Origin of the sequence: Novosphingobium panipatense, assembly GCF_900182875.1 — a bacterium.
In the GTDB taxonomy this organism is placed as follows: domain Bacteria; phylum Pseudomonadota; class Alphaproteobacteria; order Sphingomonadales; family Sphingomonadaceae; genus Novosphingobium; species Novosphingobium panipatense.
In genome coordinates this window covers 1-23857 of the sequence record NZ_FXUI01000024.1, presented here as the reverse complement: position 1 = coordinate 23857, position 23857 = coordinate 1, and the positions used below count along the sequence as shown (strand labels likewise).

Annotated in this window: 23 protein-coding genes and 3 pseudogenes; 9 read left to right on the top strand and 17 right to left on the bottom strand. The window is 62.9% G+C overall.

Going from position 1 to position 23857, the window contains the following annotated elements; translation table 11 throughout:
- The first annotated feature begins 126 nt into the window (after positions 1-126).
- Together QOL62_RS18745 and QOL62_RS18740 are read left to right on the top strand one after the other, a co-directional pair.
- Positions 127-351 (top strand): thioredoxin domain-containing protein, encoded by a 225-nt coding sequence (locus QOL62_RS18745; RefSeq protein WP_283407191.1) that lies wholly within the window; start codon positions 127-129, stop codon positions 349-351.
- Positions 348-698 (top strand): thioredoxin domain-containing protein, encoded by a 351-nt coding sequence (locus QOL62_RS18740; RefSeq protein WP_283407190.1) that lies wholly within the window; start codon positions 348-350, stop codon positions 696-698. The genes QOL62_RS18745 and QOL62_RS18740 overlap by 4 nt, the downstream gene beginning before the upstream one ends.
- A 31-nt stretch (positions 699-729) precedes the next feature.
- Here the strand turns inward: QOL62_RS18740 and QOL62_RS18735 are convergent.
- Positions 730-1068, bottom strand: a pseudogene (locus QOL62_RS18735) (integrase core domain-containing protein); the annotation flags it as partial.
- Between the two features lie 153 nt (positions 1069-1221).
- Here QOL62_RS18735 and QOL62_RS18730 point away from each other — a divergent pair.
- Positions 1222-2515: pseudogene (locus QOL62_RS18730) on the top strand (IS110 family RNA-guided transposase).
- A 213-nt stretch (positions 2516-2728) separates the two neighbouring features.
- On the opposite strand, the pseudogene QOL62_RS18725 reads toward QOL62_RS18730, so the two are convergent.
- A pseudogene (locus QOL62_RS18725) lies at positions 2729-3561 on the bottom strand (IS3 family transposase); the annotation flags it as partial.
- Between the two features lie 145 nt (positions 3562-3706).
- On the opposite strand from QOL62_RS18725, the gene QOL62_RS18720 reads away from it, so the two are divergent.
- Positions 3707-4087, top strand: coding sequence for a c-type cytochrome (locus QOL62_RS18720; protein ID WP_089221281.1), 381 nt, complete (start codon positions 3707-3709; stop codon positions 4085-4087).
- An 81-nt stretch (positions 4088-4168) separates the two neighbouring features.
- Here the strand turns inward: QOL62_RS18720 and QOL62_RS18715 are convergent, their stop codons facing one another.
- From QOL62_RS18715 to QOL62_RS18695, 5 genes are read right to left on the bottom strand one after another with little or no spacing between them, the layout of a single operon-like run.
- Positions 4169-4996: a universal stress protein gene (locus QOL62_RS18715; RefSeq protein WP_089221280.1), complete on the bottom strand. Its 828-nt coding sequence runs from the start codon at positions 4994-4996 to the stop codon at positions 4169-4171.
- Between the two features lie 51 nt (positions 4997-5047).
- Positions 5048-6016, bottom strand: coding sequence for a calcium/sodium antiporter (locus QOL62_RS18710; protein ID WP_257551778.1), 969 nt, complete (start codon positions 6014-6016; stop codon positions 5048-5050).
- Positions 6017-6022: 6 nt separating this feature from the next.
- On the bottom strand, positions 6023-6148 hold the full coding sequence (locus QOL62_RS18705; RefSeq protein WP_283407193.1) for an adenine nucleotide alpha hydrolase family protein: 126 nt from the start codon (positions 6146-6148) through the stop codon (positions 6023-6025).
- Positions 6109-6921: a universal stress protein gene (locus QOL62_RS18700; RefSeq protein WP_283407189.1), complete on the bottom strand. Its 813-nt coding sequence runs from the start codon at positions 6919-6921 to the stop codon at positions 6109-6111. The genes QOL62_RS18705 and QOL62_RS18700 overlap by 40 nt, the downstream gene beginning before the upstream one ends.
- 11 nt (positions 6922-6932) lie before the next feature.
- Entirely contained in the window at positions 6933-9623 is a 2691-nt protein-coding gene (locus QOL62_RS18695; protein ID WP_089221277.1) for an HAD-IC family P-type ATPase, read from the bottom strand.
- Between the two features lie 328 nt (positions 9624-9951).
- Between QOL62_RS18695 and QOL62_RS18690 the strand changes: the two genes are divergently transcribed.
- Positions 9952-10284 (top strand): HU family DNA-binding protein, encoded by a 333-nt coding sequence (locus QOL62_RS18690; protein WP_179220945.1) that lies wholly within the window; start codon positions 9952-9954, stop codon positions 10282-10284.
- A gap of 22 nt (positions 10285-10306) precedes the next feature.
- On the opposite strand, the gene QOL62_RS18685 is transcribed toward QOL62_RS18690, so the two are convergent.
- The 5 genes from QOL62_RS18685 to QOL62_RS18665 all read right to left on the bottom strand — a co-directional run bounded on the left by QOL62_RS18685 (position 10307) and on the right by QOL62_RS18665 (position 15381).
- On the bottom strand, positions 10307-10777 hold the full coding sequence (locus QOL62_RS18685; RefSeq protein ID WP_306999242.1) for a replication-relaxation family protein: 471 nt from the start codon (positions 10775-10777) through the stop codon (positions 10307-10309).
- A 340-nt stretch (positions 10778-11117) separates the two neighbouring features.
- Complete coding sequence (locus QOL62_RS18680) at positions 11118-11939, bottom strand: universal stress protein (RefSeq protein ID WP_089221275.1); 822 nt, start codon at positions 11937-11939, stop codon at positions 11118-11120.
- 48 nt (positions 11940-11987) lie between these two features.
- Complete coding sequence (locus tag QOL62_RS18675; protein ID WP_283407188.1) at positions 11988-12902, bottom strand: ribose-phosphate pyrophosphokinase; 915 nt, start codon at positions 12900-12902, stop codon at positions 11988-11990.
- Between the two features lie 2 nt (positions 12903-12904).
- On the bottom strand, positions 12905-14422 hold the full coding sequence (locus QOL62_RS18670) for a thymidine phosphorylase family protein (protein WP_089221283.1): 1518 nt from the start codon (positions 14420-14422) through the stop codon (positions 12905-12907).
- Between the two features lie 50 nt (positions 14423-14472).
- Positions 14473-15381, bottom strand: coding sequence for a zinc-dependent alcohol dehydrogenase family protein (locus tag QOL62_RS18665; RefSeq protein WP_283407192.1), 909 nt, complete (start codon positions 15379-15381; stop codon positions 14473-14475).
- Here QOL62_RS18665 and QOL62_RS18660 point away from each other — a divergent pair.
- A complete protein-coding gene (locus QOL62_RS18660; protein ID WP_283407194.1) occupies positions 15268-15573 on the top strand; it encodes a hypothetical protein in 306 nt (101 codons plus the stop codon). The genes QOL62_RS18665 and QOL62_RS18660 overlap by 114 nt on opposite strands.
- Here the strand turns inward: QOL62_RS18660 and QOL62_RS18655 are convergent.
- From QOL62_RS18655 to QOL62_RS18635, 5 genes are all read right to left on the bottom strand, one after another.
- Positions 15550-16386, bottom strand: coding sequence for a universal stress protein (locus tag QOL62_RS18655; RefSeq protein ID WP_179220943.1), 837 nt, complete (start codon positions 16384-16386; stop codon positions 15550-15552). The two genes, QOL62_RS18660 and QOL62_RS18655, sit on opposite strands and share 24 nt — an antisense overlap.
- A gap of 92 nt (positions 16387-16478) precedes the next feature.
- Positions 16479-17498 carry a zinc-dependent alcohol dehydrogenase family protein gene (locus QOL62_RS18650; RefSeq protein WP_089221271.1) on the bottom strand — a complete coding sequence of 340 codons (1020 nt, stop codon included), beginning with the start codon at positions 17496-17498 and terminating at the stop codon, positions 16479-16481.
- Positions 17499-17535: 37 nt separating this feature from the next.
- On the bottom strand, positions 17536-18051 hold the full coding sequence (locus QOL62_RS18645; RefSeq protein ID WP_089221270.1) for a GNAT family N-acetyltransferase: 516 nt from the start codon (positions 18049-18051) through the stop codon (positions 17536-17538).
- A 295-nt stretch (positions 18052-18346) separates the two neighbouring features.
- Positions 18347-18766, bottom strand: coding sequence for a CBS domain-containing protein (locus tag QOL62_RS18640; protein ID WP_179220942.1), 420 nt, complete (start codon positions 18764-18766; stop codon positions 18347-18349).
- Between the two features lie 28 nt (positions 18767-18794).
- Positions 18795-19175: a hypothetical protein gene (locus QOL62_RS18635; RefSeq protein ID WP_179220941.1), complete on the bottom strand. Its 381-nt coding sequence runs from the start codon at positions 19173-19175 to the stop codon at positions 18795-18797.
- Positions 19176-19390: 215 nt separating this feature from the next.
- On the opposite strand from QOL62_RS18635, the gene QOL62_RS18630 reads away from it, so the two are divergent.
- Genes QOL62_RS18630 through QOL62_RS18620 form a run of 3 tightly spaced genes read left to right on the top strand, consistent with a single transcriptional unit; the run spans position 19391 to position 23758 of the window.
- Positions 19391-21148, top strand: a complete 1758-nt coding sequence (locus QOL62_RS18630; protein ID WP_179220940.1) for a PHA/PHB synthase family protein — start codon at positions 19391-19393, stop codon at positions 21146-21148.
- A gap of 4 nt (positions 21149-21152) precedes the next feature.
- The gene (locus tag QOL62_RS18625; protein ID WP_257551842.1) at positions 21153-22574 is read left to right on the top strand and encodes a bifunctional enoyl-CoA hydratase/phosphate acetyltransferase; all 1422 of its coding nucleotides are present in this window, start codon (positions 21153-21155) and stop codon (positions 22572-22574) included.
- Entirely contained in the window at positions 22571-23758 is a 1188-nt protein-coding gene (locus QOL62_RS18620) for an acetate/propionate family kinase (RefSeq protein WP_089221267.1), read from the top strand. The genes QOL62_RS18625 and QOL62_RS18620 overlap by 4 nt, the downstream gene beginning before the upstream one ends.
- Positions 23759-23857: the final 99 nt, after the last annotated feature.

The window sequence follows — 23857 nt, the reverse complement described above, 5'->3', positions numbered from 1 at the left end:
GCATCCGCGCGGCTTGAAAGCTGGGCTTGCTTCACAACGGAGCCTGCCCATGTGTGAGCGCCCCGCTCGCGGCAACGAACGGGGCGCTCGGCTGTCCACCCTCGGATAAGGAAGGAACACACCATCATGCCTCAGAAAGCCACATTCTACCATGCCGGATGCCCGGTCTGCGTCAGCGCGGAACAGGGTCTCGCCCATGCGCTCGATCCTGCGCAATATGACGTCGAGGTCGTGCATCTCGGCGATGTGCCGGGGCGGATCGCGGAGGCCGAGGCCGCTGGCGTCGCCTCGGTTCCGGCGCTCGTCATCGCCGGTCGCCGGGACACCCCCCTGCTGAAAGCCATGCGATGACCAGACAGACCAGACCAGCGCCTGCGATCGAGGCGGTGCGATGGTTCAATGCCGACACAGCGCAAACACTCGACGCATTGCGCGGCCGGGTGGTGATCATCGAGGCGTTCCAGATGCTGTGCCCCGGCTGTGTCAGCCACGGCCTGCCGCAGGCGACCCGCATCCATGAGACTTTCAGCCGTGACGATGTCATCGTGCTCGGCATGCATAGTGTCTTTGAGCATCACGAGGCCCAGAGTCCGACATCGCTCGAAGCCTTTCTCCACGAATATCGCATCGCCTTCCCGGTCGGCGTCGACGCGCCGGGAGAAGCGGGAGGCTTGCCAGTCACGATGGCGCGCTATTGACCGGCCCCCGCCGAGTGGCCCGCTGGGATTGTTAGTGCATTGAAGCCTCCATCGCCAGTGTCGGCCGTAGGTGGAGCGAAGCGGAACCGGAGGGCGACACTGGCGATGGAACGGCCTCGGGCGCCGGTGGTCGATACCCGAGCGAGCTGTGCGGCCGGACGGTGTTGTAATGTCGGCGCCACGCCTCGATCAGGATCCGGGCCTCGGCGAGCGAGTAGAAGATTTCGCCGTTGAGCAGTTCATCGCGCAGCGACCCGTTGAAGCTTTCGCAATAGCCATTCTCCCACGGGCTACCCGGCGTGATGTAGAGCGTCTTCACGCCGATCTGGGCGAGCCATTGCTGCACCGCCGTTGCGATAAACTCCGGGCCATAGCACATTGGGAAGCGGCCCCTCGAAGGGGCGCACTGCCTTGATGAAGGCAAGGGCGCGTAGCGCCCGCAGGCTTTATCAAGGCGGTCATGATCGGCCCGCAGGTCTCTAGAGTGAAGTTGTCGACTCAACCCTTTGGAGACAGACCGACCATGACCAAGCGTAGCTCTAATCCCACCGACGCCGTGCTGGTAGCCATCGATATGTCCAAACACCGCCAGGAGGTCCTGATCGAACGTCCAGAAGGCGGACGCCGACGTCGCATGACGGTGATGGCGACAAAGGCAGATTATGATCGCCTGGCCACGGATCTTAGCGACATCGGGCGTCCGATCATCGTCGGCTTCGAGGCTACTGGTAACTACCATCGCACGCTGGCGCATCGCCTGCTGTCCGCCGGCTTCGAGTTGCGCTTGATCTCGTCCGTTGCCTTGGCTCGAACGCGCGAGGCTCTGCACAATGGCTGGGACAAGAACGATTCCAAGGATGCGCAAGTGATCCTGCACATGCTGCGGATTGGCGCCACCCAGCGATACGTCGATCCGCTCGCCGCCGGGATCAACGACCTGCAGGAGATGTCGAAAACGCACGAGGCGATCTCCAAGGCTAAGACGCAGACATGGCATCGCATCCTGACCCACTACCTGCCGCTCTATTTCCCGGAGATTGAACGCTTCGCTGGCAACAGCCGATCCGACTGGTTCCTTGCTCTGCTCGAACGATTCCCGACTCCAGCCAGCATGACTGTGCTCGGCCAGGAGACTTTCTCCCGCGAAGCATGGGACTTGGTCGGCCGCAAGGTGTCCAAAGCCCGGCTGATCAACGATATCTACGAGACCGCCTGCGCCTCCGTGGCGCTACCTGTCGACGAGGATTCCGTCTCGATCGCTATGTTCCGCATGGTGATCGCCCAAGCACGCAACCTGATCCGGCAGCGCGACGAGATCGAGCGAACGGCGCATGCCATGCTGGCCGAAAACCGCGATTATCAGCTCCTGCGCATGATCCCCGGCATTGGGCCCATCAATGCGTTGACCATTCTCGCCGAGGCAGGCGATCTACGCCGCTTCAGCCATCACCGTCAGTTCCTGAAGTTCTGCGGTCTTGATCTTGCGACCCGGCAGTCCGGTACATTCCGAGGCCGCACGATGCTGTCCAAGTACGGTAATGCGCGATTGCGGCGGACCTTTTGGATGGCTGCCCAGGTCGCCGCACGTCAGCGCAACAACAGTTTCCGCGACAAGCTCGGACGATACACTGCCGGGCACGCGGATGATGCCGATCGTCGCCGCAAGGCGATGACGGCGCTCACCGCCAAGATGGCGCGCGTTGCCCATGCCGTCATCAAGACGGGGACAGAGTACCGACCGTTCCTTGAACGGTCGGATGCCAGGTGGAAGGACCCCTCTCTGCAAGTGCCGTGAGGGCGCGAAAGCGACCCTGTAGATAATGTTCGGGCCTTCCACCTGGGTGCGTATCTCGTTCTAAGGACGGTGAGGACCACGGCCGTTTCGGCGCCGCTGGATCCTGTGTTTGCTATGGCAGGGAGCGATCCCGTTGACGGTGGAAGCCATCTGGCTCAGAATGCATGCCTCGCCGCTCAATGCCGGCGCATAGAGATCTGTTGACCAAATCTCGCTTTCCTTCGTGACCCAGGACGTTGTCCGATCGTATATGCGCCGGCGGCCCACGCGTGACGAACAGCTCGGCCAGTGCCGCGAGCACGTCGTCGCTCTTGAGCTTACGCGCCACCGGCAACGCCAGGCACTCCCGGCTCGCCTCGTCGATGATCGACAGGATCCGGTATTTGCGCCCGTCATGGGTGCGGCCCTCGACGAAGTCGTAGGACCAGACATGCCCGGGATATTCCGGCCGGAGCCGGATGCATGATCCGTCGTTCAGCCACAGCCGCCCGCGCTTCGGCTGCCTTTGCGGCACTTTGAGCCCCTCGCGACGCCAGATGCGCTCGACCCGCTTGCGGTTCACATGCCACCCCGCATCGCGCAGCAACGCCGTCACCCGGCGATAGCCATAGCGACCATATTGTCGGGCCAGCGCGATGATATCCTCGGTCAGAGCTGCTTCGTCATCCGCCCCGCGGGGCGCCTTGCGCTGTGTCGATCGGTGCTGCCCGAGCACGCGGCAGAGCCGCCGCTCGGACACCGGCATCATCATTCTGATGTGGTCGATACAGCGCCTTCGGCGCGCGGGGCTCAGAAGTTTCCCCGTGCAGCTTCCTGCAGGATCAGCTTGTCGAGTGTCAGGTCCGAGATCGCACGACGAAGCCGCGCATTCTCCTTCTCCAGATCCTTCATCCGACGCGCCTGATCGGTCTTCAGGCCGCCATACTCCTTGCGCCAACGATAGTAGGTCTGCTCGCTGATCGCGATCCGCCGACACGCCTCGGCGGTCGTGGCACCCTGCGCCAGCACAACCTCTGCTTCACGCAGCTTGCCGATAATCTCTTCCGGGCGATGCTTCTTGCTCGGCATTCCTTGTCTCCTTCGTAATCCAAAATATCATCAATTTTGGACCACTCAGAAGGGGGCAGATCAAATGATCCTACGCCCTCAACGCAGTTGAATAGCGGCAGAATTGGGTCTGTTGAGAAGTTCTTGCCATTCAGGGTCATCCAGCATGTGGAAGAAATCCATTGCAATCGGCCTGTTGCTGACGGGAGCCTCTACCTTCGCGGCTGCCAGCGACGCAGGAGAAGTATCTCAAGGTCGCGAACTGGCGGAGCGGCGATGCGCGAGTTGTCACGCCATCGGCGAAACCAATGCGAGTCCCAACGTGCTCGCGCCACCGTTTCGCAATCTCTACAGGCAATATCCGGTCGACGCTTTGCGGCCTGCGTTCCTGAAGGGTCTTGAGGTCGGTCACCGTGATATGCCGCGCTTTGTCCTGACGCCGCAGGAGGTGACGGACATCATCGCGTTCCTTCATGAGCTCAACCCATGCCGCAAACCTTCGTCGGATGACACGGCCATGGCGCGGTGTTTCGCGCCCATGGAATGATGGATAATCCGGAATTTGGAGAGAGCCGGTGCATCACCGACGCCCCCTCCTTAGCCAGATGGATGCTCTGCTTCTCCGCCGTCAACGCGACATCAGGACAGGCAGGCCGACGTCGTCGATCAGGTCGCGCGTGACGCCGCCCAGCAGAATATCGCGTACCCGCGAATGGGCAAAGGCGCCGATGGCGAGAACGTCCGCTCCAGTTTCGTTTGCAAAATCCTGGAGGGCCACGGAAACGCGCCGGCCGGTCGAACTCACCACATGAACGTCGACCTTGAAGCCGTGGCGGGCGAGGTGGCGGGCAATATCCGAGCCGGGAGCGGGACCGTGACCTTCGGCAGTCGGTTCCGGATCCACACAGACCACGTCGATGACGGCGCCCGGATCGGCAACATCGATAAGATCCCGGGCAGCGCGGCGCGCTTCGCTCGAGGCGTCCCATCCCAGAACGGCGCGGCCCACGCGTTCGAGCCTTGCCTCGTCCGGCAGGACCAGGACGGGTCCGCCCGATCCCGTCACGGCGGCCTGCAGGCTCCGGCGACGCAGTTTCTGGTTCTCGAAGGCCGAAGCACCGCCGATCAGCAGAAGATCGGCATAACGTCCTTCAACACGTGACACGCCGCCGAGATAGGCAAGGGCGTCCGCGACGGGACGGATCTCGACGGGGATCGGCGCGTCTTCCACGGCGGCCTTCACCGTTTCCGTGCGGCGCTTCGCTTCGTCATCGATGCGATCCAGGATCACCGGATAATAATCGAAGGGTGGCAACACAGCAGCATTGTCGAAAATGTCCATCATCAAGGATATTGCGAGATGCGCCTCCTGCGCGGCGGCGAACGCCGTGGCGCGCTCGATGAAGCCGCGGGCGGCCTCTCCATTGTCCACGATTGCGACGAGGTCTTTCAGCATGTTTTCCTCCTTCTCGGTTGATCAAGTTCCACTCGCTAGGGCCGGTGGATGTTATGTGCGCTGTATGATGAGGTAGCTGAGATAGGCGGCGTAAAAGCTGACGAAGAGGCCGCCCTCGAACCGCGAAATCTGGCGCCCGCTGACGAAAACCGGAATGCAGAACAGCGCAACGCCCAGCATGACCGGTATGTCGATGCGGATGAGATGACTGCTGACATCAACCCCATGGGCCGGGATGAGGCAGGTCACGCCCAGGATTATGAGAATGTTGTAGACGCTGCTTCCGATCAGGTTGCCGATCGCGATGTCGCGCTCGCCGCGGATCGTGGAGATGATCGTGGTCACGAGTTCGGGTGCTGAGGTGCCAATGGCAACGATGGTCAAGCCGATGAAGGCGTCCGACACATGCCAGAGACGTGCCAGGTCGACAGCACTTTCGACGAGCCAGTCGGCGCCGACAACGATGATGACGAGACCGACCGCGAGCATCAGCATCTCGGTCGCCGCCTGACGGTTGGCGAGGCGCCGGGGCCCGAACTCACGGGCGAACTCCAGCTTGACCTTGAGGCTCTCTCGCCGGGCTGCGCGGATGACCGCCAGCGTGAATGCCGCGCCCATGGTGACGAGCAGGAGGCCCTCCAACCGCGAGAGCGTGCCGTCCCAGGCGAAGGCGAGCAGCGTGGCGGCGGCAATGACAATCGCGGGGAGCTCCAGACGCAGGGTCTGCATTTGGATCGCCAGCGGCTGCAATGCGGCGCTGAGGCCAAGGATCAGGAGGATATTGACCGTGTTCGTGCCGGCGATGTTCCCGATCGCGAGCGAGCCGTTGCCTTGTATGGCGGCCTCGATGCCAACGGCCAGCTCCGGCGTGCTCGTTCCAAGCGCAACCACGGTAAGGCCAATCAGCAGGGGTGAAATGCCAAGGCGGGCTGCCAGTGCCGCGCCGCCTCTTACGAGCAGTTCGGCACCGGCGATCAACGCGGCAAGCCCGACACCAATCCAGACGATTGCATGAGCCATTGGCGGTTAGTCTACCTTGCGCCTGGTGGGATCGGGGACGAGAAGGACGTCGCCGGGCACGGCATCGATGATCTTGCGCGCCGTGCTGCCGATCAGGGTCTCATAGACCATGCCGCCGCCATGAGACCCCACCACGGTGAGATGGCGTCGCGAATTCTCGGCATAGTCCGCAGCAGCCCCTCGGGCACGCCATGTTCGATCATGCGGCTGACTTTGCGCGCGGCGTCGGGCGCGATCCCGGCTTCGGCCAGGAACTTGTCGGCCGCGTCCTTGCCATATCCTTCGAACTGCTTCTCGACCTCGGCGCGACCAAGATAGCCGGCAAAAGGCACGTCATAGGCGTGAAAGAGCGAGATGCCTGCCTCCGGGAAGAGCCGGACGGCCGTCTCAAGCGCAACGCGGGAGGATGCCGAGAAATCGGTGGTTACGAGCATGGTGCGATAGGGCTCGAAAGCACGGTCGCGAACGATCAGGACCGGAACGGGAGATTTGCGGATCAGCCGGTCAACGGTGTCGCCGAGGAACATGCGCGCGAGCAGTTCGTCGCGGGCGACGCCGGTAACGATCAGATCCGCATGGGACGCCCGGGCAGCACCCAGGACCACCTCGGCTGGCGAGCCCGTCTCGACGTGAACGACGATGTCGATGCTTGGATCCTCGCGGACCAGATCCCTGTAGATGCGGTCGCGCGCCTTTCGAACCGGATCGAGCGGGCGGCGCCAGGACGGTAGGTCGCGCAGACTCCCGAACAGAGGAGAATCTTCAGGCGGAGCAAGCGCGTGAATGACGGTGAGTTCAGCCTGCCACGCCTTGGCGACCAGCAGGGCACGATCAAGCGCACGGTCGCAGCGATGACTGAGGTCGGTCGCCAAGGCGATGCGCCTGGGAAAAGTGCCCTGGGTCATATTTCGTTCTCCTAGTCGTTGAGTTCCTCGAACCAGCCCAGCCGCCGCATGACGTGCTTTTCGACCTCGAGCAGGAGCATGAGAGCCGCGCCGGCGACCACAAGCAATGCGAGGTCGGCGAAAGTGAGCGGTCGCGAGTGGAAGATCGCGTTCATGAACGGGGCGTAAGTGAAGAGCGCCTGGCCCAGGATGAGGACCGTGATCGCGATCAGCACGGCGGGGGTGCCTACGGTGCCGCGCCAGGTCAGGGACGTCATATGCAGATAGCGGACGTTAAAGAGATAGAAGATCTCCGCGACGATGAACATGTTGACGACCATCGTGCGCGCGACTTCAAGCCCGCGGCCCTGATCGAGCGTGTAGAAGAAGATGCCGAGCGTGACCGCGGCGAACAGCACCGACACCAGCACGACGCGCCAGAGGAGGAAGGGTGAAAGCAGGGGCGCGCCGCGCTCGCGCGGACGGCGCTGCATGGCGCCGGGCTCGGTGGGTTCGAAGGCGAGCACCAGACCAAGGGTCGCGGCGAGGATGAGATTGACCCACAGGATCTGGGTTGCCGACATCGGGAGGGCAAACCCCAGCAGGATGGCCAGGACGACGGCCAGTGTCTCGCCGCCGTTTGTGGGGATTTCCCAGGAAATGACTTTCCTGATGTTGTCATAGACGGTCCGGCCCTCGCGCACGGCGCTGACGATCGATGCGAAATTGTCGTCGAGGAGCACCATCGAGGCGGCCTCCTTCGACGCCTCGGTCCCCTTGATGCCCATCGCCACGCCGACATCGGCCTGCTTGAGCGATGGGGCGTCGTTGACGCCATCGCCGGTCATGGCCACGATATTGCCTTGGGCCTGCAGAGCGCGGACAATGCGCAGCTTGTGTTCCGGACTGGTCCGGGCGAAAACGGAAATCCGGTTGACGGCCTGCTCGAGTTCCTCGTCCGAGAGTTTCTCAAGGTCCAGGCCGGTCATCACCTGGGGGTCATCGGCAAGGTCGAGTTGACGCGCGATGGCAAGAGCCGTCGCGGCATGATCGCCGGTGATCATCTTGACGGCGATCCCGGCCGAGCGGCACTCCGCGATCGCCTCCCTGGCTTCGAGGCGCGGCGGGTCGATGAAGCCGACAAGGCCAAGCAACTCGACGCCCGCCATGACGTCCTCGAATGCGATGCGATGCGTACCCGCCGCCATGGCCTTGGCGCCGAACGCCAAGACGCGCTCGCCTTCGGACCCAGCCTGCGCGATGGCATTTTCCCAATAAGCGCTGTCGCCTGGCGAGGTCATCGCGAAGATAGCCTCCGGCGCGCCCTTGATGAACAGTGTCATCGCGCCGTCAGGTCCGCGACAGAGCGTCGCCATGAAGCGGTGCGCGGCATCGAATGGGATCTCGTCGATCCGTTCCCATTCCGAACGCTCCAGTTCCGGATCGACGCCTGCCTTCGCGGCCAGCGCGCACAGCGCGCCTTCCATGGGATCGCCCTCGACGCGCCATTCCTCTCCGACCTTGCGCAGCGACGCATCGTTGCACAGGAGACCGCAGCGGATCAGCGGCATCGAAGCGGCCATGGCCTCGGCCTGGTCGCCAGCGCCCACGACCTGGATATGGCCTTCCGGGACATAGCCTGAACCGCTGGCGAGCATGGTGCATCGCGCCGAAATGATCCGGCGGGCCGTCATCTCGTTGCGGGTCAGCGTACCGGTCTTGTCCGAGCAGATCACCGAAGTGGCGCCGAGCGTTTCAACCGCTGGCAGCTTGCGGATGACGGCGTTCCGGGCCGCCATCCGGCGCACGCCGATGGCCAGCGTGATGGTGATGACCGCGGGCAATCCTTCCGGCACGATGCCCACCGCCAGGGCGACGACGGCGATCAGGGCATCGACCCAGTCGTAGCTGCGCGCCAGGACAGCGAACGCAAACAGCGCCAGGCCCCCCGCGAGCACGAACCAGGTGAAGCGGCGGGCGAACTGGTCGATCTGCGTCAGGAGGGGCGTCGCCATCACCTCGACCGACTGGATCAGCGAGCTGATCCGTCCGATCTGCGTATGCGCGCCTGTCGCGACAGCGATACCGTTCGCTTGTCCCGCAGCGACCAGGGTGCCGGAGAAGGCCATGTTCTGCCGGTCCGCAAGAACCGTTTCCGCAGGCAGCACCGCCTCGTGCTTCTCGGCCGCGACCGACTCCCCGGTCAGCAGAGCCTCATCGATCAGGAGGCGGCGGGCGTGGAGCAACCGGAGATCGGCCGGGACGCGATCACCGGCTTCGATGAGAACGAGGTCGCCCGGGACAATTTCTGCGACCGGGATCGTCAGCCGGGCGCCATCCCGGATGACGCTCGCCTTTGGCGCGATCATCTGCTGGATCGCCTCAAGCGCCTGTTCGGCCTTCCCTTCCTGAATATAACCGATGATCGCATTCACGATGACGACGGCCACGATGACCGACGCATCGATCATATGGTCGAGCAATGCGGCCGCGAGCGCGCCGGCGAGCAGGACGTAGATCAGGGTATTGTTGAACTGGGCCAGAAAGCGCAGCAGCGGACTGCGCCGGGATGCCTTGGGTAGCGCATTGGGACCGAAACGGGCAACTTGCCGGTCGACCTCCCCATGGGAGAGGCCGGTGAGGTCTACATCAAGAACCCTGGCGATCTCGCTGCTCGATAATGCATGCCAGCGCATTTCTTCCAAATCGACAGGCGCCGACATCAAGCCTCCTTCAGACAGTTTGGGCCATGGGTATCTGGCACAGGGATGCGCGGCTCGGTCACCACTTTGTTGCGTTCCTGAGCTGCGCTCCGATGCCCTCCAGTTTGATAAATGCGGGGTCAACTAGCCGGACGGGCCGGGTGGACCGCAATCCGGTTATATCCGTAGAGACGCCGCTGCCGTCGACCGATAATAAACAATGCTGCCCATGCGCGCGCTGGAGCGGCGCGCCGAGGCAATCGAGGTTCACGGAACACAGCAGTTCTTCACATCTTTAACGGTCTCGCAGGAATCCGGGGCAGCCCCGCATTTGCGAGGATGACGCGCTATGCCGGACCCGCTAGGAACGATCACGATCGCATCTCGACACAGGAAGACGAAATCCATGAATAACACTGATCTTGCCGAAAAGATCGCCGCCGAACAGGGGATCACCAAGGCTGACGCGCGCAAGATTGTCGATGCGATATTCGCAGGGATTGGCGAGGCGGCGGCCAAGGGCGAGGAAATCGCGCTCAACGGGTTTGGCAAGTTCAAGGTCAAGGAAAGCCCGGCGCGGGAGGGCCGGAACCCGGCCACTGGCGAACCTATGACCATCAAGGCATCGCGAAAGATCAGCTTTTCGGCGGCCAAAGCCCTGAAAGACAAACTCAACCCGTAAGCGCCTTCGGCTATCGCTCTGCTTAGCCAAAGGCCAGTGAACCCTGGTGTTGTCGTGGAGGGGCTGCCTCGAAACGGCCTGCTTGGAGAAGCTTTCGAGCGATCGGTGAAAGCGTGTAGACCGCCTGGCGTTGACCGCCTCGATTGTGGTGATCGACGCGGTAGCCTTGATAGTGCCTGCTTAGGATACCTGCGCGAACAAGATCGGACACCGCGCGGCTCACATTCGTCTTGCCGGATGCGCGAACCCGCCTCCGGACCTCAGCATCGATTTCGCACTCAGCGTCGACGGGATTCTGGGGCAAGGTTCCCGCCTCCTCCATCTCCTGGCGAACACGGTTCGCCAGAGCCATCCTGCGCGGGTAGCTGCTGCCCATCGGCATGAGCGCGTCACACAACCACTCCCGGATAGGGATGGCGCGCCCTCCTTCGAAGACGAGCGGGCCGGCGTTGCCATTGGGTCCAGCGATCTTCGCAATCAGATCGAGGATCATGTAAGCGTAGCGAGGCCGCGAGGAGGTTTGCGAAAGCAGTTCGACAAGACCGGGCATATCGAGCGGCCTGGCATTACGATCGGATGTAAGACGGGTCTGGAGCATGTGAGAATCATGCACAGGCAGAACGAAAAGTGAATCCCTCCATTGGCTCCAGGTACCATTTGTCGGCTATGACACTTTGCCGATGGGTAAAGTGTCACAGATGCCCGTTTGCAGTCAGGATGAACTTGATTCATTCTCGGTGCTGGCGCGCCAGGACAACCCAGAGCGACGATCATCCTTGTCCAGAGGCCATAACAAAGCCTCCTCCCGGAGCCGCAGGAGCGGAACGCAGCCCCTAGTGTGCAAAAAGCAACGGGAGCGATGCGCCACTAATCAGATCACGGGTGACGCCGCCAAGGATCATTTCGCGCAAGCGCGAATGCCCGTAGGCACCGAGGGCGAGCATGGCCGCGCCGCTCCGCCGGGCGGCCGTCACGAGCGCGTCGCCATCCGCCTCATCGCCACCGCGAACCGGTACCACCCTCGATACAAAGCCGTGCCGGGCAAGGTGGCGGGCTATGTCGGCACCCGGCTCCGATCCATGCCCCTTCAAGGTTGGTTTTGCGTCGAGAACAAGGATATCAATGCTTGCTCCTGGAGACGCAAAGGTTGTCGCATCGCGAAGGGCATGCGTTGCTTCCCGAGTAGCATTCCAGCCGATCGCGAGATGTTCGATCGCTCTTGCCTTGTAGCCGCCTGGCAGGATCAGGACAGGGCGGCCCGATGAAAACAGAATACTCTCGGCGGTTTCGCGGCGGATCGGCGGGTGGTCATAGCTGTCGGCCGGCCCGATAAGAACAACGTCAGCATAGCGGGCATAGACCGCCGTCTTGACGAAGATCACCGATGGTTGGTCTGAAATCGTGCGTATCTCGACATTGGTGGAACGCGCGAGCGCGCCGATGCGCTCCTGCTTGGCCTCCACTGCTTCGGTGTAATCCTGCAGGAAGGCATAAGGCCGCACGATCGTGAAAGCGTAGTCAGCCGATGGAAGCGCCGAGAGAATGACCACGGACAGGCTGGCCTTGTGGAACTCCGCAAAGCCAAGAGCGTCTCGTAGGAACTGTTCGTCCTTGTCGCCGGTATCCACAACCGCGAGGACATCCTTGATGGCCATGCTTTCCTCCAAAGTGCGGGACGTTTCTACCCAGCGCCGCCGTTCGGTTCATTTGGGTGTTCTACGTAATCCTTTCGCATCGATGGCCGCGAACTGGCCTGCCAGCGCGTCGCCGAGTATCGAAGCGAGCGTGATCGCATTGCTCGAATGCGGGATGCTGTCGGTCGTCACCAAGCGGCAGCCGAGGCCCCGGAGCATTGCTTCGGCATCGGATGCGAAGAGGCCATGGACCGCGAGGCAAATCGGCGCGGGGAACCCCTGCTCATGGATCTCCCGCGCAGCGTTCGCAAGGGTATGGCCCGATGAGATGACATCATCGACGAGGATCGGCGTTCGTCCTTTCCAGGCCGAAAGGTTCGACGCCGCAATGAGGACATCGCGGTCGCCCCGGCGCGTCTTCGTAAACACCACATGCGGCGCGCCGATATGCCCGGCGATGGCGCCCGCCCATTGTTCGCTCTCGCTGTCGGGACCGATGATGAGCGGCGCCTCGACATGATCGCGAATCCATTCCGCCAGAAGCGGGGACGCGGCGAGCGCTTCGGTTTCGATCGAATAGACCTCCTGCAGATTGCCGTACCGGTGCAGATGCGGATCAACCGTGACGAGCCCGTCAAATTCGGCGGAGAGCAGTTGGGCAAACTGGCGCGAGGTAAGCGCTTCGCCATCATTGAACCGGCGATCCTGCCGCAGATAGGCAAGATAGGGCGCCACGAGGTGGACGGATCGCGCACCGTTCTCGCGCAGCAATCGCGCCGTGAAGAGCAACTGCAAAAACCGGTCATCGGGGTGTGCGAGCGTACACACCACCGCAACAGCGCGCCCCGCAACGGTTGAATGGAGACGAATATAGCTCTCACCATCCGGGAAACGGCGTAATTCAAGCTTCCCGACCGCGCTTCCGATACGCTCGGCGATCGCGTTGGTCATACGCTCGTTCCCGAGCATCGGAAACAGCATCATGGTCATGGGACGATCACGATCATATCCGGATTGGAAGCGGCGTAGGTCAGGGCGTAAGCCATTTCCCCCTGCGACTGCGCATGAAGGGTCAGCAGGGGTTGACCAGCGATGATATCGTCGCCGAGGCTGACATGCAGGCGCATCCCTGCCGCCGGCACGTCTGGAGCGCCGGCGAGCTTTGCCAGGCGGGCAATCCGGCGATTATCGATATGCGTAACCCGGCCACTGTGGGTTGCCGCGATCGGGTGTGTCAGCCTGGCCGTGGGCGGCGTTCGCATTCCGCCCTGAGCATCGCATATACGCTGGAATTTCTGCCAGGCGCTTCCATCAGCCAGGGTGCGTTCGGCGAGCGCCCTTCCCGTCCCTGCCGCAGCCGCCTCGCCGATTTCCAGGAGGACGCCCGCAAGGATGCAGGCGCGATCGCGCAGATCCATGGGTGCGTCCGGGTCTCCCGTCAGCACGGCGATGACTTCGCGCGCCTCGAGCGCGGGGCCGATCGCCCGGCCGACCGGCTGTGTGCCGTCGGTCTGGACGCAGTAGGTGACGATGCCGAAGCGCGCCGCAACGGCACTGAGCGTTGCCGCCAGCCGGTCCGCCGCGGCGGCGCTGCGAACTTTCGCGGTGGGCCCGACCGGAATGTCGAGAACGACATGGGTGGCTCCCGCCGCAATCTTCTTCGACAGAACCGATGCGATCAATTGTCCTTCGGTATCGATATCGAGCGCGCGCTCGACGCTGATGAAGATATCATCGGCAGGGCTCAGGCGGACCGCACCGCCCCAGGCGAGGCACCCGCCTTCGGAGGCTACCACGCGTTGCATGGCCTCGAGGTCAAGGTCGACCTGGGTGAGCGTCTCCATGGTATCGGCGGTACCGGCCGGGGAGGTAATCGCGCGCGACGATGTCTTGGGCATGGTGAGGCCGCAGACAGCCGCGATGGCGACAATGATCGGCGTCGTCCGGTTACCGGGCAGACCCCCAACGCTATGCTTGTCGACGACGATCTCGCTCGGCCAGCTGAGGCGGTCGCCGGCGTCGACCATGGCTTTAGTGAGGAAATAGGTTTCATCATCGTCGAGCGGGAGAGCAGCCGTCGCCGTCAGGAACGCGGCCAGATGCACATCGGTATAGCGCCCGGCAACGACGTCTTCGACAATATGGCTCAAGGCAGCGGCGTCCAGCCGATGCCCATAGATGCGCTGGCGAACGCAGGCAATCGATTCAAGTGGCGGTGCATGCCCGACTTGCAGGATGGCCCCCTCCTCGGCGCCGAGCGCCTTCCATGCCGCTTCGGAGAGACCGATTTCGTCGCCAGCGAGAAATTCGCCATCGACCTGATAAAGCGTTGCCGCAATCGGCTGGCTGCCGTTGCGGATATAGACTTGGGTATGCGCTGCCAGTCCTTCGGCATGGCAGACCGGGCTGTCGGTCCGCATCACAGCGACCAGCTCATGGTGCGTGTGTAAGTGAAGACGGCGCGCCCGGGCGAAGGACGGCTCGATCTGCCCTGATACGCCCAGGTCCTGTAGCGCGGACTGTGCGCCGATGAGGTCGCCGCGCTGATCCTCGATCACGCGGCGATGACCACCTTCAGGGCCTGGGAAGCGGCCGCATTCGAGAATGTCTCATAGGCGGCGAGGATGTCATCAAGCGCAAAGTGATGGGTAATGAGTTGTTCAGGCTGCAATCGCTTCGCTTCGACCGTCTTGAGAAGCATCGGCGTGCTGACGGTATCGACCAGACGCGTCGTGATCGTGATATTGTGCGACCAGAGCTTCTCAAGATGCAGATCGACTTTCGTGCCGTGCACCCCAACATTGGCGATCACCCCGCCCGGCGCGACGAGCTCCTCGCACAGACTGAAGGTCGCAGGCACGCCAACCGCCTCGATCGCCGCATCGACGCCCTTATCATCCGTCAGGTCGCGAACCAGGCGCACGACGGCATCGCGCGAGCTGTTGAACGTATGCGTGGCGCCGAACCGGCGCGCAACAGCAAGACGATTGTCGTCAAGATCGATCATGATGATGAGGGCCGGCGCATAGAACTGCGCGGTGAGCAGGGTCGCAAGACCGATCGGGCCGGCGCCCACGATCGCCACGCTGCTTCCCGGCGCGACCTTGCCGTTGAGGACGCCGCATTCATAGCCGGTGGGCAGGATATCACTGAGCATGACGAGCGCTTCCTCATCCGCTCCGGCGGGTACCGGATGGAGGCTGTTGTCGGCATGAGGGATGCGGACGAATTCAGCCTGCGTCCCATCGATGGTATTGCCCAAGGCCCATCCGCCGTCGGTGCAGTGCGAATACATGCCGCGACGGCAATATTCGCAACGCGCACAGGACGTGATGCAGGAAATGAGGACATGATCACCAGCCTTGAAGCTGCCGACCGCCGTACCGACTTCCTCGACGATCCCGACGCCCTCATGGCCAAGAACTCGGCCCGGTTCACAAGTGGGGACATCGCCCTTGAGGATATGCAGATCGGTGCCGCAAATCGTCGTTTTCGTTATCCGTACAATCGCGTCGGTCGGGGCCTGAATCTCGGGCCTGGGGCGTTCGTCGAGGCTTTTCCCACCAGGACCGTGATAAACCAGAGCTTTCATGACATCCTCCGTTCGCAATCATTTGGTCGCAGCCAGTCATCAATGCACGAAGACGATCGGTAATCGTTGGTGCGCGATCAGTTCACGGGTCACGCCGCCCAGGATGAATTCCAAGGCTCGCGAACGCCCATAACCCCCGATGACGAGCACGTCGGCGCGGCTCTCAAAGGCAAAAAGTTGCAGAGCAGCCGAGGTTCCATGCTCCGCTGAAGCAATCGCGTGAACGAGGGCATTATGGCCATGGCGGGTGATATGGCGGGCAATCCGCGTTCCCGGCGCGGGCTGACCGGATTTATCGCCGTCGAGCGAGTCTACCACGACGACGTCGACCGTCGCGCCGGGTTCGACCAGGTCGAGAACCGTCCGCGCAGCCCGAAAGGCTTCAAGCGACGCATTCCATCCAAGTGCGGCATGAGTGATGGGCGCCGGTCTCCAGGCCGCCGGCATCACCATTGTGGGCACGCCCGCGAACATGAGCGCCTCGGTGATGTGGCGACGCAGGCCATCGCTCTGCCAGCCCCCTGTTCCGGGGACGAGGACGATATCTGCATACTGCCCTTCCGCCTTGGCAAGCCCGGGGAGAAGGCCAGGCGCTTCGAACAGCGCATGGACCTCGACGTGAACCGGCGCGCCTGCGACACGCTCGCGAACCGCCGCGACATGCTCTTTGCGCTGGGCCTCCGACGCCTCCATCGCTTCGGCATATGCCATCGGATCGACTGCTGCCGCCCAGGCGAGATTTTCGGTCACGACGACGATCGCGAGCGTTGCGTCATAAAGACCCGCGTAAGCGACCGCCTGATCGACCCCAGTCAGCGATGCAGGTGTGCCATCGACGACGGCGAGTACGTCCTTGATCGATATGTTCTTGCTCATGACCGCATCATGGTTCCGAATGATCGGCCTCGCACTCCGTAACATTACCATGAGCCGCCGAGACGCCGAACAGGTCGTGAATCATGCGAACATCATTCCTGACGTTGATAATTTCCCGGCTCTCCGGGAAGGAGAACGGCCGCGCCGACCAGAGCCCCTGCGCGAAGGCGCTCAAGCGCAATGTTGGCGTCAGCAAGGCGGAAGGTTGTCGTGACCGTCCTGACCCGAGCCTCTTGTGCGACTTCGAAAAAGCTCGTCCCATCGTCGCGGGTGAGATTTGCAACCGAGGCGATCGTGCGTTCGCCCCAGAGATCGGCATAGGGGAATGCGGGGATGTCGCTCATGTGAATGCCGGCACAGATGACCCGCCCTCCCTTGCGGATAGCGCGAAGCGCGACAGGGACCAGCGCACCGACCGGCGCGAAGAGGATCGCGGCATCGAGTTCCACAGGGGCCGGCTCATCCGATGATCCGGCCCACGCGCAGCCAAGCGACCGCGCAAAGTCCTGGCCCTCGCGATCGTCCGCTTTGGTGAAGGCGTAAACCTCCCTGCCCTGCCAGATGGCGATCTGCGCGATGATATGCGCCGCGGCGCCAAAGCCGTAGAGTCCAAGACACCGCCCTTCGCCGGCGGCACGCAGCGAGCGCCAGCCGATCAGGCCAGCACACAGCAGCGGCGCCGCCTCTTCATCCGAATAGAGGTCGGGGATTCGGAAACAGAAATGAGCATCGGCGACAGCATGGGTCGCATAGCCGCCGTCGCGCGTGCATCCCGTAAAGCCGGGCATGTCGCACAGATTTTCACGGCCCGAGCGGCAATAGTCGCAACGCCCGCAGCTATGGCCCAACCATGGAACGCCGACCCGGTCGCCCGGCAGGAACCCGGTCACACCCTCCCCAATCGCGGCGACGATCCCGACAATCTCATGGCCCGGGATAATCGGAAGCTGGGCCGTTACTTCACCATCGACAATGTGAAGGTCAGTCCGGCACACACCGCAGGCGATCACCTTGATGAGCAGTTCCCCTGGTCCCGGATCTGGAATCGCGCGGGCGACAAGACGCAGCGGACCGCCCACCGCGCCGAGTTCCATCGCCCACATCTCCGTCATCGAAAGACGTCCTTTCGGGGATATAATTATCAGCCCATCATTGAAGCTGCTTCGAGACAATGACGAGGGTTGCGTCATCCGGATAGGCCTTCACCGTGAAGCCCGAGTCCCGTTCCACTTCAATCGCCTTCTGGTTCAGCCGGCTTTCGACTGCCTCCAGCGTGCGGCAGCCACGCGTCTTCGCATAGTCTGCGGCGAGGTTGAGAAGCGTCCAGCCTACGCCTTGATGCTTATAGTCCGCACGGACCGCGATCGCCACCTCGGCGCGTTCTCCCGATGGTTCGATTGCGATCATGGCCGATCCGACCAGCGTCCCGTTGTCCGCGAAGGCCAGGAAATCCTCAGTCTGCTTGTGGTCGACATCGATCATGGACGCGATCTGGTCGTCAGAGACCTTGAGCATTGCTGTGAGGAAACGGAAGCGGAGATCTTCCGGGGTAACCCTGTCGAAAAAATCTCGGAGCAAAGGCCCATCGTCGCGCGTAACCGGCCTTAAGGACAGGCTGAGACCCGATCGGGTCACCACCTCGGTGAAGGACGCTATATCGGACATATGATCACCTCATCTGCGATATTGGCCATGTCGAGAGGACGGTAAGTTGCCGGCACCACGGCGCGCGCCTTTTCACACGATCCCAAGGCGCCGTCAGCCGGAATGATGACTCCTCCGTCGACGATGCGGCAGGGAGGATAGCTGACCGTTGACCTCAGCGAGCCTAGGAAGTGTACGTAACCGAAATGGAAGTTCGCTGTTTGTGGTAAAGGGACAACGGTGATGCCCATCGACCGGGGCCCATCTTGCACCACTGCTCGGCTGCGCCCATCACGGGCACAGCCTGATCTGTCATTCATTCGTCCAGAAGGACACGGAGAATGTCGGCTCGGCTGATGAGGCCGACCAGCTTGCCGTTCGAAATCACCGGCAGTCGCTTGACCCCGTGTCGTTCCATCAAGCCGATCGCATCGGTGAGCGAAGCATCGCCGTCGACCGTCACGAGTTCGGTCGACATGAGATCTCCAACTCGCGTCGAATCCAGTGCATCCCTTCGGACCTCCGGCCCGGCATCGAACAACGAGTCCAGCCGAAACGAGTCCGTCGACTTCCGGAAGAAATCGCCTTCGGAAAGGATGCCATGAAGTTCGCCATCACCATCCACCACCGGCAAGCCGCTGATGTTGTGGTTGCCCATGCATCGGATTGCTTCCGCCAGGGAGCTTACCGGGGTGACGGTGGCCGCCCCGAGCGTCATGATGTCGCTGACTTTCATGCCTTGGTCCTTCCGCATTCCCTGTGGCTCAGGCGTTGGCTTCAGCGTTGTTTGCGACCGGCACGCCAGCAGCATTGGCGAAGGCCTGGAGCGGCGACAGGAAGAAGGCGCGCAAAGGCGCAAAGGCAACAGACAGCTGCGCCGTCTCGCTTTCCGGCGAGAAGAGGTCCCCGGCGGTTTCCTGCCATTCTTCGAACGCCGCCTTTGTGTCGGCGATGAGGGCCTGACGGTTCTGCTCCACCTCCTGGGCCACTTCGGAAAGCTTGCCCGGCTCGAGGAAGGCGCCCAGCGCATGGGCCCCGATCGCGGCCTGCCGCGCGCCGGTGGTGCGCGCGATATCAAAGAACTTCAGCGCGAGTTGGCGGTTGGCGCCGGCGACCGCCAAGACCTGATCGAGTGGAAATGCCATCGTTGGATCCCTTCCATGATGATATCCGCAAGACGAGCCTGTCACCGGGCCGCAACCATCGGTTGCAATCATGTGAAGGTTCTTTCCCGCGGAAACACAGGTCCTGTACCCTGATTGGCGCCATGAAGAGAATGGGGATGTATACGTATCGGTCGGCCGCTGCCGATCGGATAGGGGCGGCAGACGCTAAAGCATGACCCACGCGCGGCAGGTTGATGATGAATAACATAGAGCATGTTGCCACCGACCCTCTCGACGGTATCAGCCAGACCCTCGATCGCGCGGCGGCTGCTGGCATCGCGCACCTGACGCACGGGCTGTCGCCGGTGACGATGATGCTCGCGGCAACGGACTGGATGCTGCACCTCGCCAGCGCGCCCGGCAAGCAATTGCAATTGGGCGCCAAGGCCTTGAGAAAATGCTGGCGTTTGTCCGATTATATCGGACGAAGCCTCAGCAATCCCGATGCCACCCCCGCGATCGAGCCTCTGCCGCAGGATCGCCGGTTCATCGATCCGGCATGGAAGGAGCCGCCCTTCAACCTGATCGTCCAGGCTTTCTTGCTGAACCAGCAATGGTGGCACGCCGCGACCACCGGGATCGGCGGGGTAAGCAGGCACCATGAGGAGATCGTCGAGTTCGCGGCCCGCCAAATCCTCGATGTCTTTGCGCCGGCCAATTTCCTTGCGACCAATCCGGTCCTGCAACGCAAGATCGTCGAAACCGGCGGGCGGTGCGTCGTCGATGGCTTCCATAACCTCATGGAGGACATGCAGCGCCTGGCGCGCGGCGAGCCGCCCGTGGGCGCGGAGGCCTTTCCCGTCGGCGAGAAGGTGGCGACGGCCAGGGGGAAGGTTGTCTATCGCAACGCGCTCATCGAACTCATCCAGTATGAGCCCACGACGGAGACCGTGCGCCCCGAACCGGTCCTGATCGTCCCTGCCTGGATCATGAAATATTATATCCTCGACCTCTCGCCGGAAAATTCACTCGTACGCTGGCTGACGGATCAGGGCTTCACCGTGTTCATGATCTCCTGGCACAACCCCGGCAAACAGGACCGCGGCCTCGATCTTGAGGACTATCGCCAGCTGGGTCCGATGGCCGCGCTGGACGTCATCGACACGATCGTGGGCGGTCAGAAGGTGCATGCCGCCGGTTACTGCCTTGGCGGCACGCTGTTGTCGATCGCCGCGGCGGCGATGGCGCGAGACGGTGACGAGCGGCTCGCCAGCGTCACCCTGCTGGCGGCCCAAACCGAGTTCAGCGAGCCGGGTGAGCTTGGTCTGTTTATCGACGAAGCCCAGCTCAACGTGCTCGACAACATGATGTGGGGCCGCGGCTATCTCGACGGCGCGCAGATGGGCGGTGCATTCCAGATTCTGCGGTCGAACGATCTCGTCTGGTCGCGCGTGCTCGGCACCTATCTCATGGGCGAACGCGAGCCGATGAGCGATCTCATGGCCTGGAACACGGACGCAACGCGCATGCCCTATCGCATGCACAGCGAATATCTGAACCGCCTGTTCCTGAACGACGATCTGGCCGAAGGAAAATACAAGGTCGATGACCGCACGATCACGCTGTCGGCGATCGATACGCCGATGTTCGTGGTCGGCACCGAGCGCGACCATGTCGCCCCGTGGCGTTCGGTCCACAAGATCCACCTGCTGACCAGTGCGGAGATCACCTTCGTGCTCACCAGCGGCGGGCATAATGCGGGGATCGTTTCCGAACCGGGTCACAAGGGCCGCTCCTATCGGGTAATGACGCGCGAGGCGTGCGGACCATCCTATGACCCCGAGGCCTGGCTGGAACGGGCGGAAGGCAAGGCGGGGTCCTGGTGGACCGAGTGGGGCGCATGGCTCACGGCGCGCTCGGGAGCGCTGAGCGCGCCTCCGGCCATGGGCGCGCCCGACAAGGGCTTCACGCCCCTTGGCGACGCGCCCGGCCGATATGTCCTGGAGAAATAAGCGAATGACCGACGAGACGTTTATCGAGAACCGGACGTTCGACGAGATCCGGATCGGCGACACGGCAAGCGTGTCCCGCACCCTGTCGGAGAAGGACATCCAACTATTCGCGCTCGTCTCCGGTGATGTGAACCCTGCGCATCTCGATGCCGACTTTGCGCAGACGGATTTCTTTCAGCGGATCATCGCCCATGGCATGTGGGGCGGGGGGCTCATCTCGGCGGTGCTCGGGACCGAGCTGCCCGGACCGGGAACGATCTATCTCGGGCAATCGCTGCGCTTCACGCGCCCGGTGGACATAGGCGACGTCATCACGGCATCCGTCACGGTGACGGAAAAGAAGCCCGAGGGCTGCATCCTCATCCTCGACTGCCGCTGTGTGAACCAGAACGGCGAGACCGTTATCGCCGGGCAGGCCGAGGTCCGCGCGCCAAGCGAAAAAGTGCGCCGCCCGCGCCTGACGCTCCCCGACGTTCGTGTCGCCACGCATGATGGATACCGGCGTTTGATCGAGCAGACGCAGGATGGAGAACCCATCGCCACCGCAGTCGCGCACCCGTGCAGCGCGGCGGCGCTCGCGGCGGCGGTGGATGCCGCGGAAACACGGCTGATCGTACCGATTCTCGTCGGCCCGGAAAAACGGATCCGCGCCGCTGCCGAGGAAGCGGGGAAGGACATTTCCGGCTACCGCCTTGTGCCTGCCGATCACAGCCACGATGCGGCCGCGAAGGCCGTGGCGCTCGTGCGCAGCGGCGAGGCGAAACTGCTGATGAAAGGCTCGCTGCATACCGACGAGCTTATGGGCGCAGTCATATCGGCCGCAACTGGCCTCAGGACCGAGCGGCGCATCAGCCATGCCTATGTGATGGATGTGCCGGGACATCCGACGCCGCTCATCATCACCGATGCGGCGATCAACATAGCGCCGTCTCTCAAGGAAAAAGCCGACATCATTCGCAACGCGATCGACCTCGCCCATGTCATAGGCATCGCGGCGCCCAAGGTCGCCATTCTTTCCGCTGTCGAAACGGTGAACCCCGACCTGCCCTCGACGCTCGATGCGGCAGCCCTGTGCAAGATGGCCGACCGGGGCCAGATCAGCGGCGGCATTCTCGACGGCCCCCTCGCCTTCGACAATGCGATCAGCGAGGCGGCGGCGCGGGAAAAGGGCATCGTCTCGCCAGTCGCCGGAAAGGCGGAAATCCTGGTCGTTCCCAACCTGGAGGCTGGCAATATGCTCGCCAAGCAGCTTACCTTTCTGGGCGGCGCCGACGCCGCAGGCGTGGTCCTTGGCGCGCGGGTGCCCATCATCCTCACCAGCCGCGCGGACAGCGAGCGGACACGCCTAGCATCCTGCGCCATTGCGGCGCTGCTTGCGCGCGCCGCCCCGAAAGCCGCGCCCGGGCTCCCGCAGGCTTCCGTATGAAGGCGATCGTCAGCCTCAATTCGGGTTCGTCGAGCATCAAGTTTGCGTTCTTCACCCTGGACGGCGCGGGCCATCCGGAGCGTTCGGCAGGCGGCAAGATCGAGAAGATCGGGATCGCGCCGTCACTGGTCGCGCGCCGGGTCGACGGCACTGTCCTTGTCGAGCGCACATGGGAACAGGGAGCTGACCTGACGCATGCCGAACTCCTCAAGGATCTGTTCGACTGGGCCATAGAGCATCTCGAAGGCCGGGAAGTGATCGCGATCGGGCACCGCGTCGTGCATGGCGGGATGCGTTTCGCCGCGCCGCGCCGCGTCGACGCCGCCCTCCTCACCGAGCTTGACGCGCTCTGCCCGCTCGCGCCGCTCCATCAGCCGCACAATCTGGCCGCGATCCGCGCCATTGCGGCCCTGGCGCCGGATCTTCCCCAGATCGCCTGCTTCGATACCGCCTTTCACCACGACAAGCCCGAGGTCGCCGCGCGGCTCGCGCTCCCCCGCGCGCTGCATGAGCAGGGAATCCGTCGCTATGGATTTCATGGGCTGTCCTACGAATATATCGCCGGGCAGTTGCGAACCATCGACGGGGAGCTTGCCGGCGGGCGGGTGATCGCGGCGCATCTCGGCAATGGCGCGAGCCTGTGCGCAATGCGGGACGGCAAGAGTGTCGACACCACCATGGGCTTCACGGCGCTCGATGGCCTGATGATGGGCACGCGTTGCGGAACGCTCGACCCCGGAGTCGTGCTCCACCTCCAGACGCAAATGGGCCTGAGCCCGGCCGGGATAGACGATCTGCTTTATCGCAAATCCGGCCTGCTTGGCGTGTCAGGCATATCCAGCGACATGCGGATACTGACGGCTGACCCGAGCAGGCAATCCCAGGAAGCCGTCGAACTTTTCATCTGGCGGGCTGTCCGTGAATTCGGCGCGCTCACCGCATCGCTCGGCGGCGTTGACGGCATCGTCTTCACGGCCGGGATCGGCGAGAACCACGCGGAAATCCGCCGGCGTATTTGCGAGCGGTTCGACTGGCTGGGACTGTCGATCGACGACGATGCGAATGCCGCCAATGCCCTTTGCATCTCGGGCGGGGACAGCCGCGTCAAAGTCCTCGTCATTCCGACCGACGAGGAGCGGATGATTGCCGATCATACGCTTGCCGTTCTGCGGTCGGGATCATGATCCGGGCATTGCCGGTGTTGATCACCGCATCTCGCCACCCTCGCCGTCCGTTCTGCGTGGCCAGTTCTATCGCCCCTCGTCACCACCCTCTGACAACCA

What these genes read in the sequence shown, in the direction of transcription:
- QOL62_RS18745 (WP_283407191.1), top strand. Translation starts at nt 127, where the DNA reads ATGCCTCAGAAAGCCACATTCTACCATGCCGGATGCCCGGTCTGCGTC.
- QOL62_RS18740 (WP_283407190.1), top strand. Translation starts at nt 348, where the DNA reads ATGACCAGACAGACCAGACCAGCGCCTGCGATCGAGGCGGTGCGATGG.
- QOL62_RS18720 (WP_089221281.1), top strand. Translation starts at nt 3,707, where the DNA reads ATGTGGAAGAAATCCATTGCAATCGGCCTGTTGCTGACGGGAGCCTCT.
- QOL62_RS18715 (WP_089221280.1), bottom strand. Translation starts at nt 4,996, where the DNA reads ATGCTGAAAGACCTCGTCGCAATCGTGGACAATGGAGAGGCCGCCCGC.
- QOL62_RS18710 (WP_257551778.1), bottom strand. Translation starts at nt 6,016, where the DNA reads ATGGCTCATGCAATCGTCTGGATTGGTGTCGGGCTTGCCGCGTTGATC.
- QOL62_RS18700 (WP_283407189.1), bottom strand. Translation starts at nt 6,921, where the DNA reads ATGACCCAGGGCACTTTTCCCAGGCGCATCGCCTTGGCGACCGACCTC.
- QOL62_RS18695 (WP_089221277.1), bottom strand. Translation starts at nt 9,623, where the DNA reads ATGTCGGCGCCTGTCGATTTGGAAGAAATGCGCTGGCATGCATTATCG.
- QOL62_RS18690 (WP_179220945.1), top strand. Translation starts at nt 9,952, where the DNA reads ATGCCGGACCCGCTAGGAACGATCACGATCGCATCTCGACACAGGAAG.
- QOL62_RS18685 (WP_306999242.1), bottom strand. Translation starts at nt 10,777, where the DNA reads ATGATCCTCGATCTGATTGCGAAGATCGCTGGACCCAATGGCAACGCC.
- QOL62_RS18680 (WP_089221275.1), bottom strand. Translation starts at nt 11,939, where the DNA reads ATGGCCATCAAGGATGTCCTCGCGGTTGTGGATACCGGCGACAAGGAC.
- QOL62_RS18675 (WP_283407188.1), bottom strand. Translation starts at nt 12,902, where the DNA reads ATGATGCTGTTTCCGATGCTCGGGAACGAGCGTATGACCAACGCGATC.
- QOL62_RS18660 (WP_283407194.1), top strand. Translation starts at nt 15,268, where the DNA reads ATGATCACCAGCCTTGAAGCTGCCGACCGCCGTACCGACTTCCTCGAC.
- QOL62_RS18655 (WP_179220943.1), bottom strand. Translation starts at nt 16,386, where the DNA reads ATGAGCAAGAACATATCGATCAAGGACGTACTCGCCGTCGTCGATGGC.
- QOL62_RS18650 (WP_089221271.1), bottom strand. Translation starts at nt 17,498, where the DNA reads ATGACGGAGATGTGGGCGATGGAACTCGGCGCGGTGGGCGGTCCGCTG.
- QOL62_RS18645 (WP_089221270.1), bottom strand. Translation starts at nt 18,051, where the DNA reads ATGTCCGATATAGCGTCCTTCACCGAGGTGGTGACCCGATCGGGTCTC.
- QOL62_RS18640 (WP_179220942.1), bottom strand. Translation starts at nt 18,766, where the DNA reads ATGAAAGTCAGCGACATCATGACGCTCGGGGCGGCCACCGTCACCCCG.
- QOL62_RS18635 (WP_179220941.1), bottom strand. Translation starts at nt 19,175, where the DNA reads ATGGCATTTCCACTCGATCAGGTCTTGGCGGTCGCCGGCGCCAACCGC.
- QOL62_RS18630 (WP_179220940.1), top strand. Translation starts at nt 19,391, where the DNA reads ATGATGAATAACATAGAGCATGTTGCCACCGACCCTCTCGACGGTATC.
- QOL62_RS18625 (WP_257551842.1), top strand. Translation starts at nt 21,153, where the DNA reads ATGACCGACGAGACGTTTATCGAGAACCGGACGTTCGACGAGATCCGG.
- QOL62_RS18620 (WP_089221267.1), top strand. Translation starts at nt 22,571, where the DNA reads ATGAAGGCGATCGTCAGCCTCAATTCGGGTTCGTCGAGCATCAAGTTT.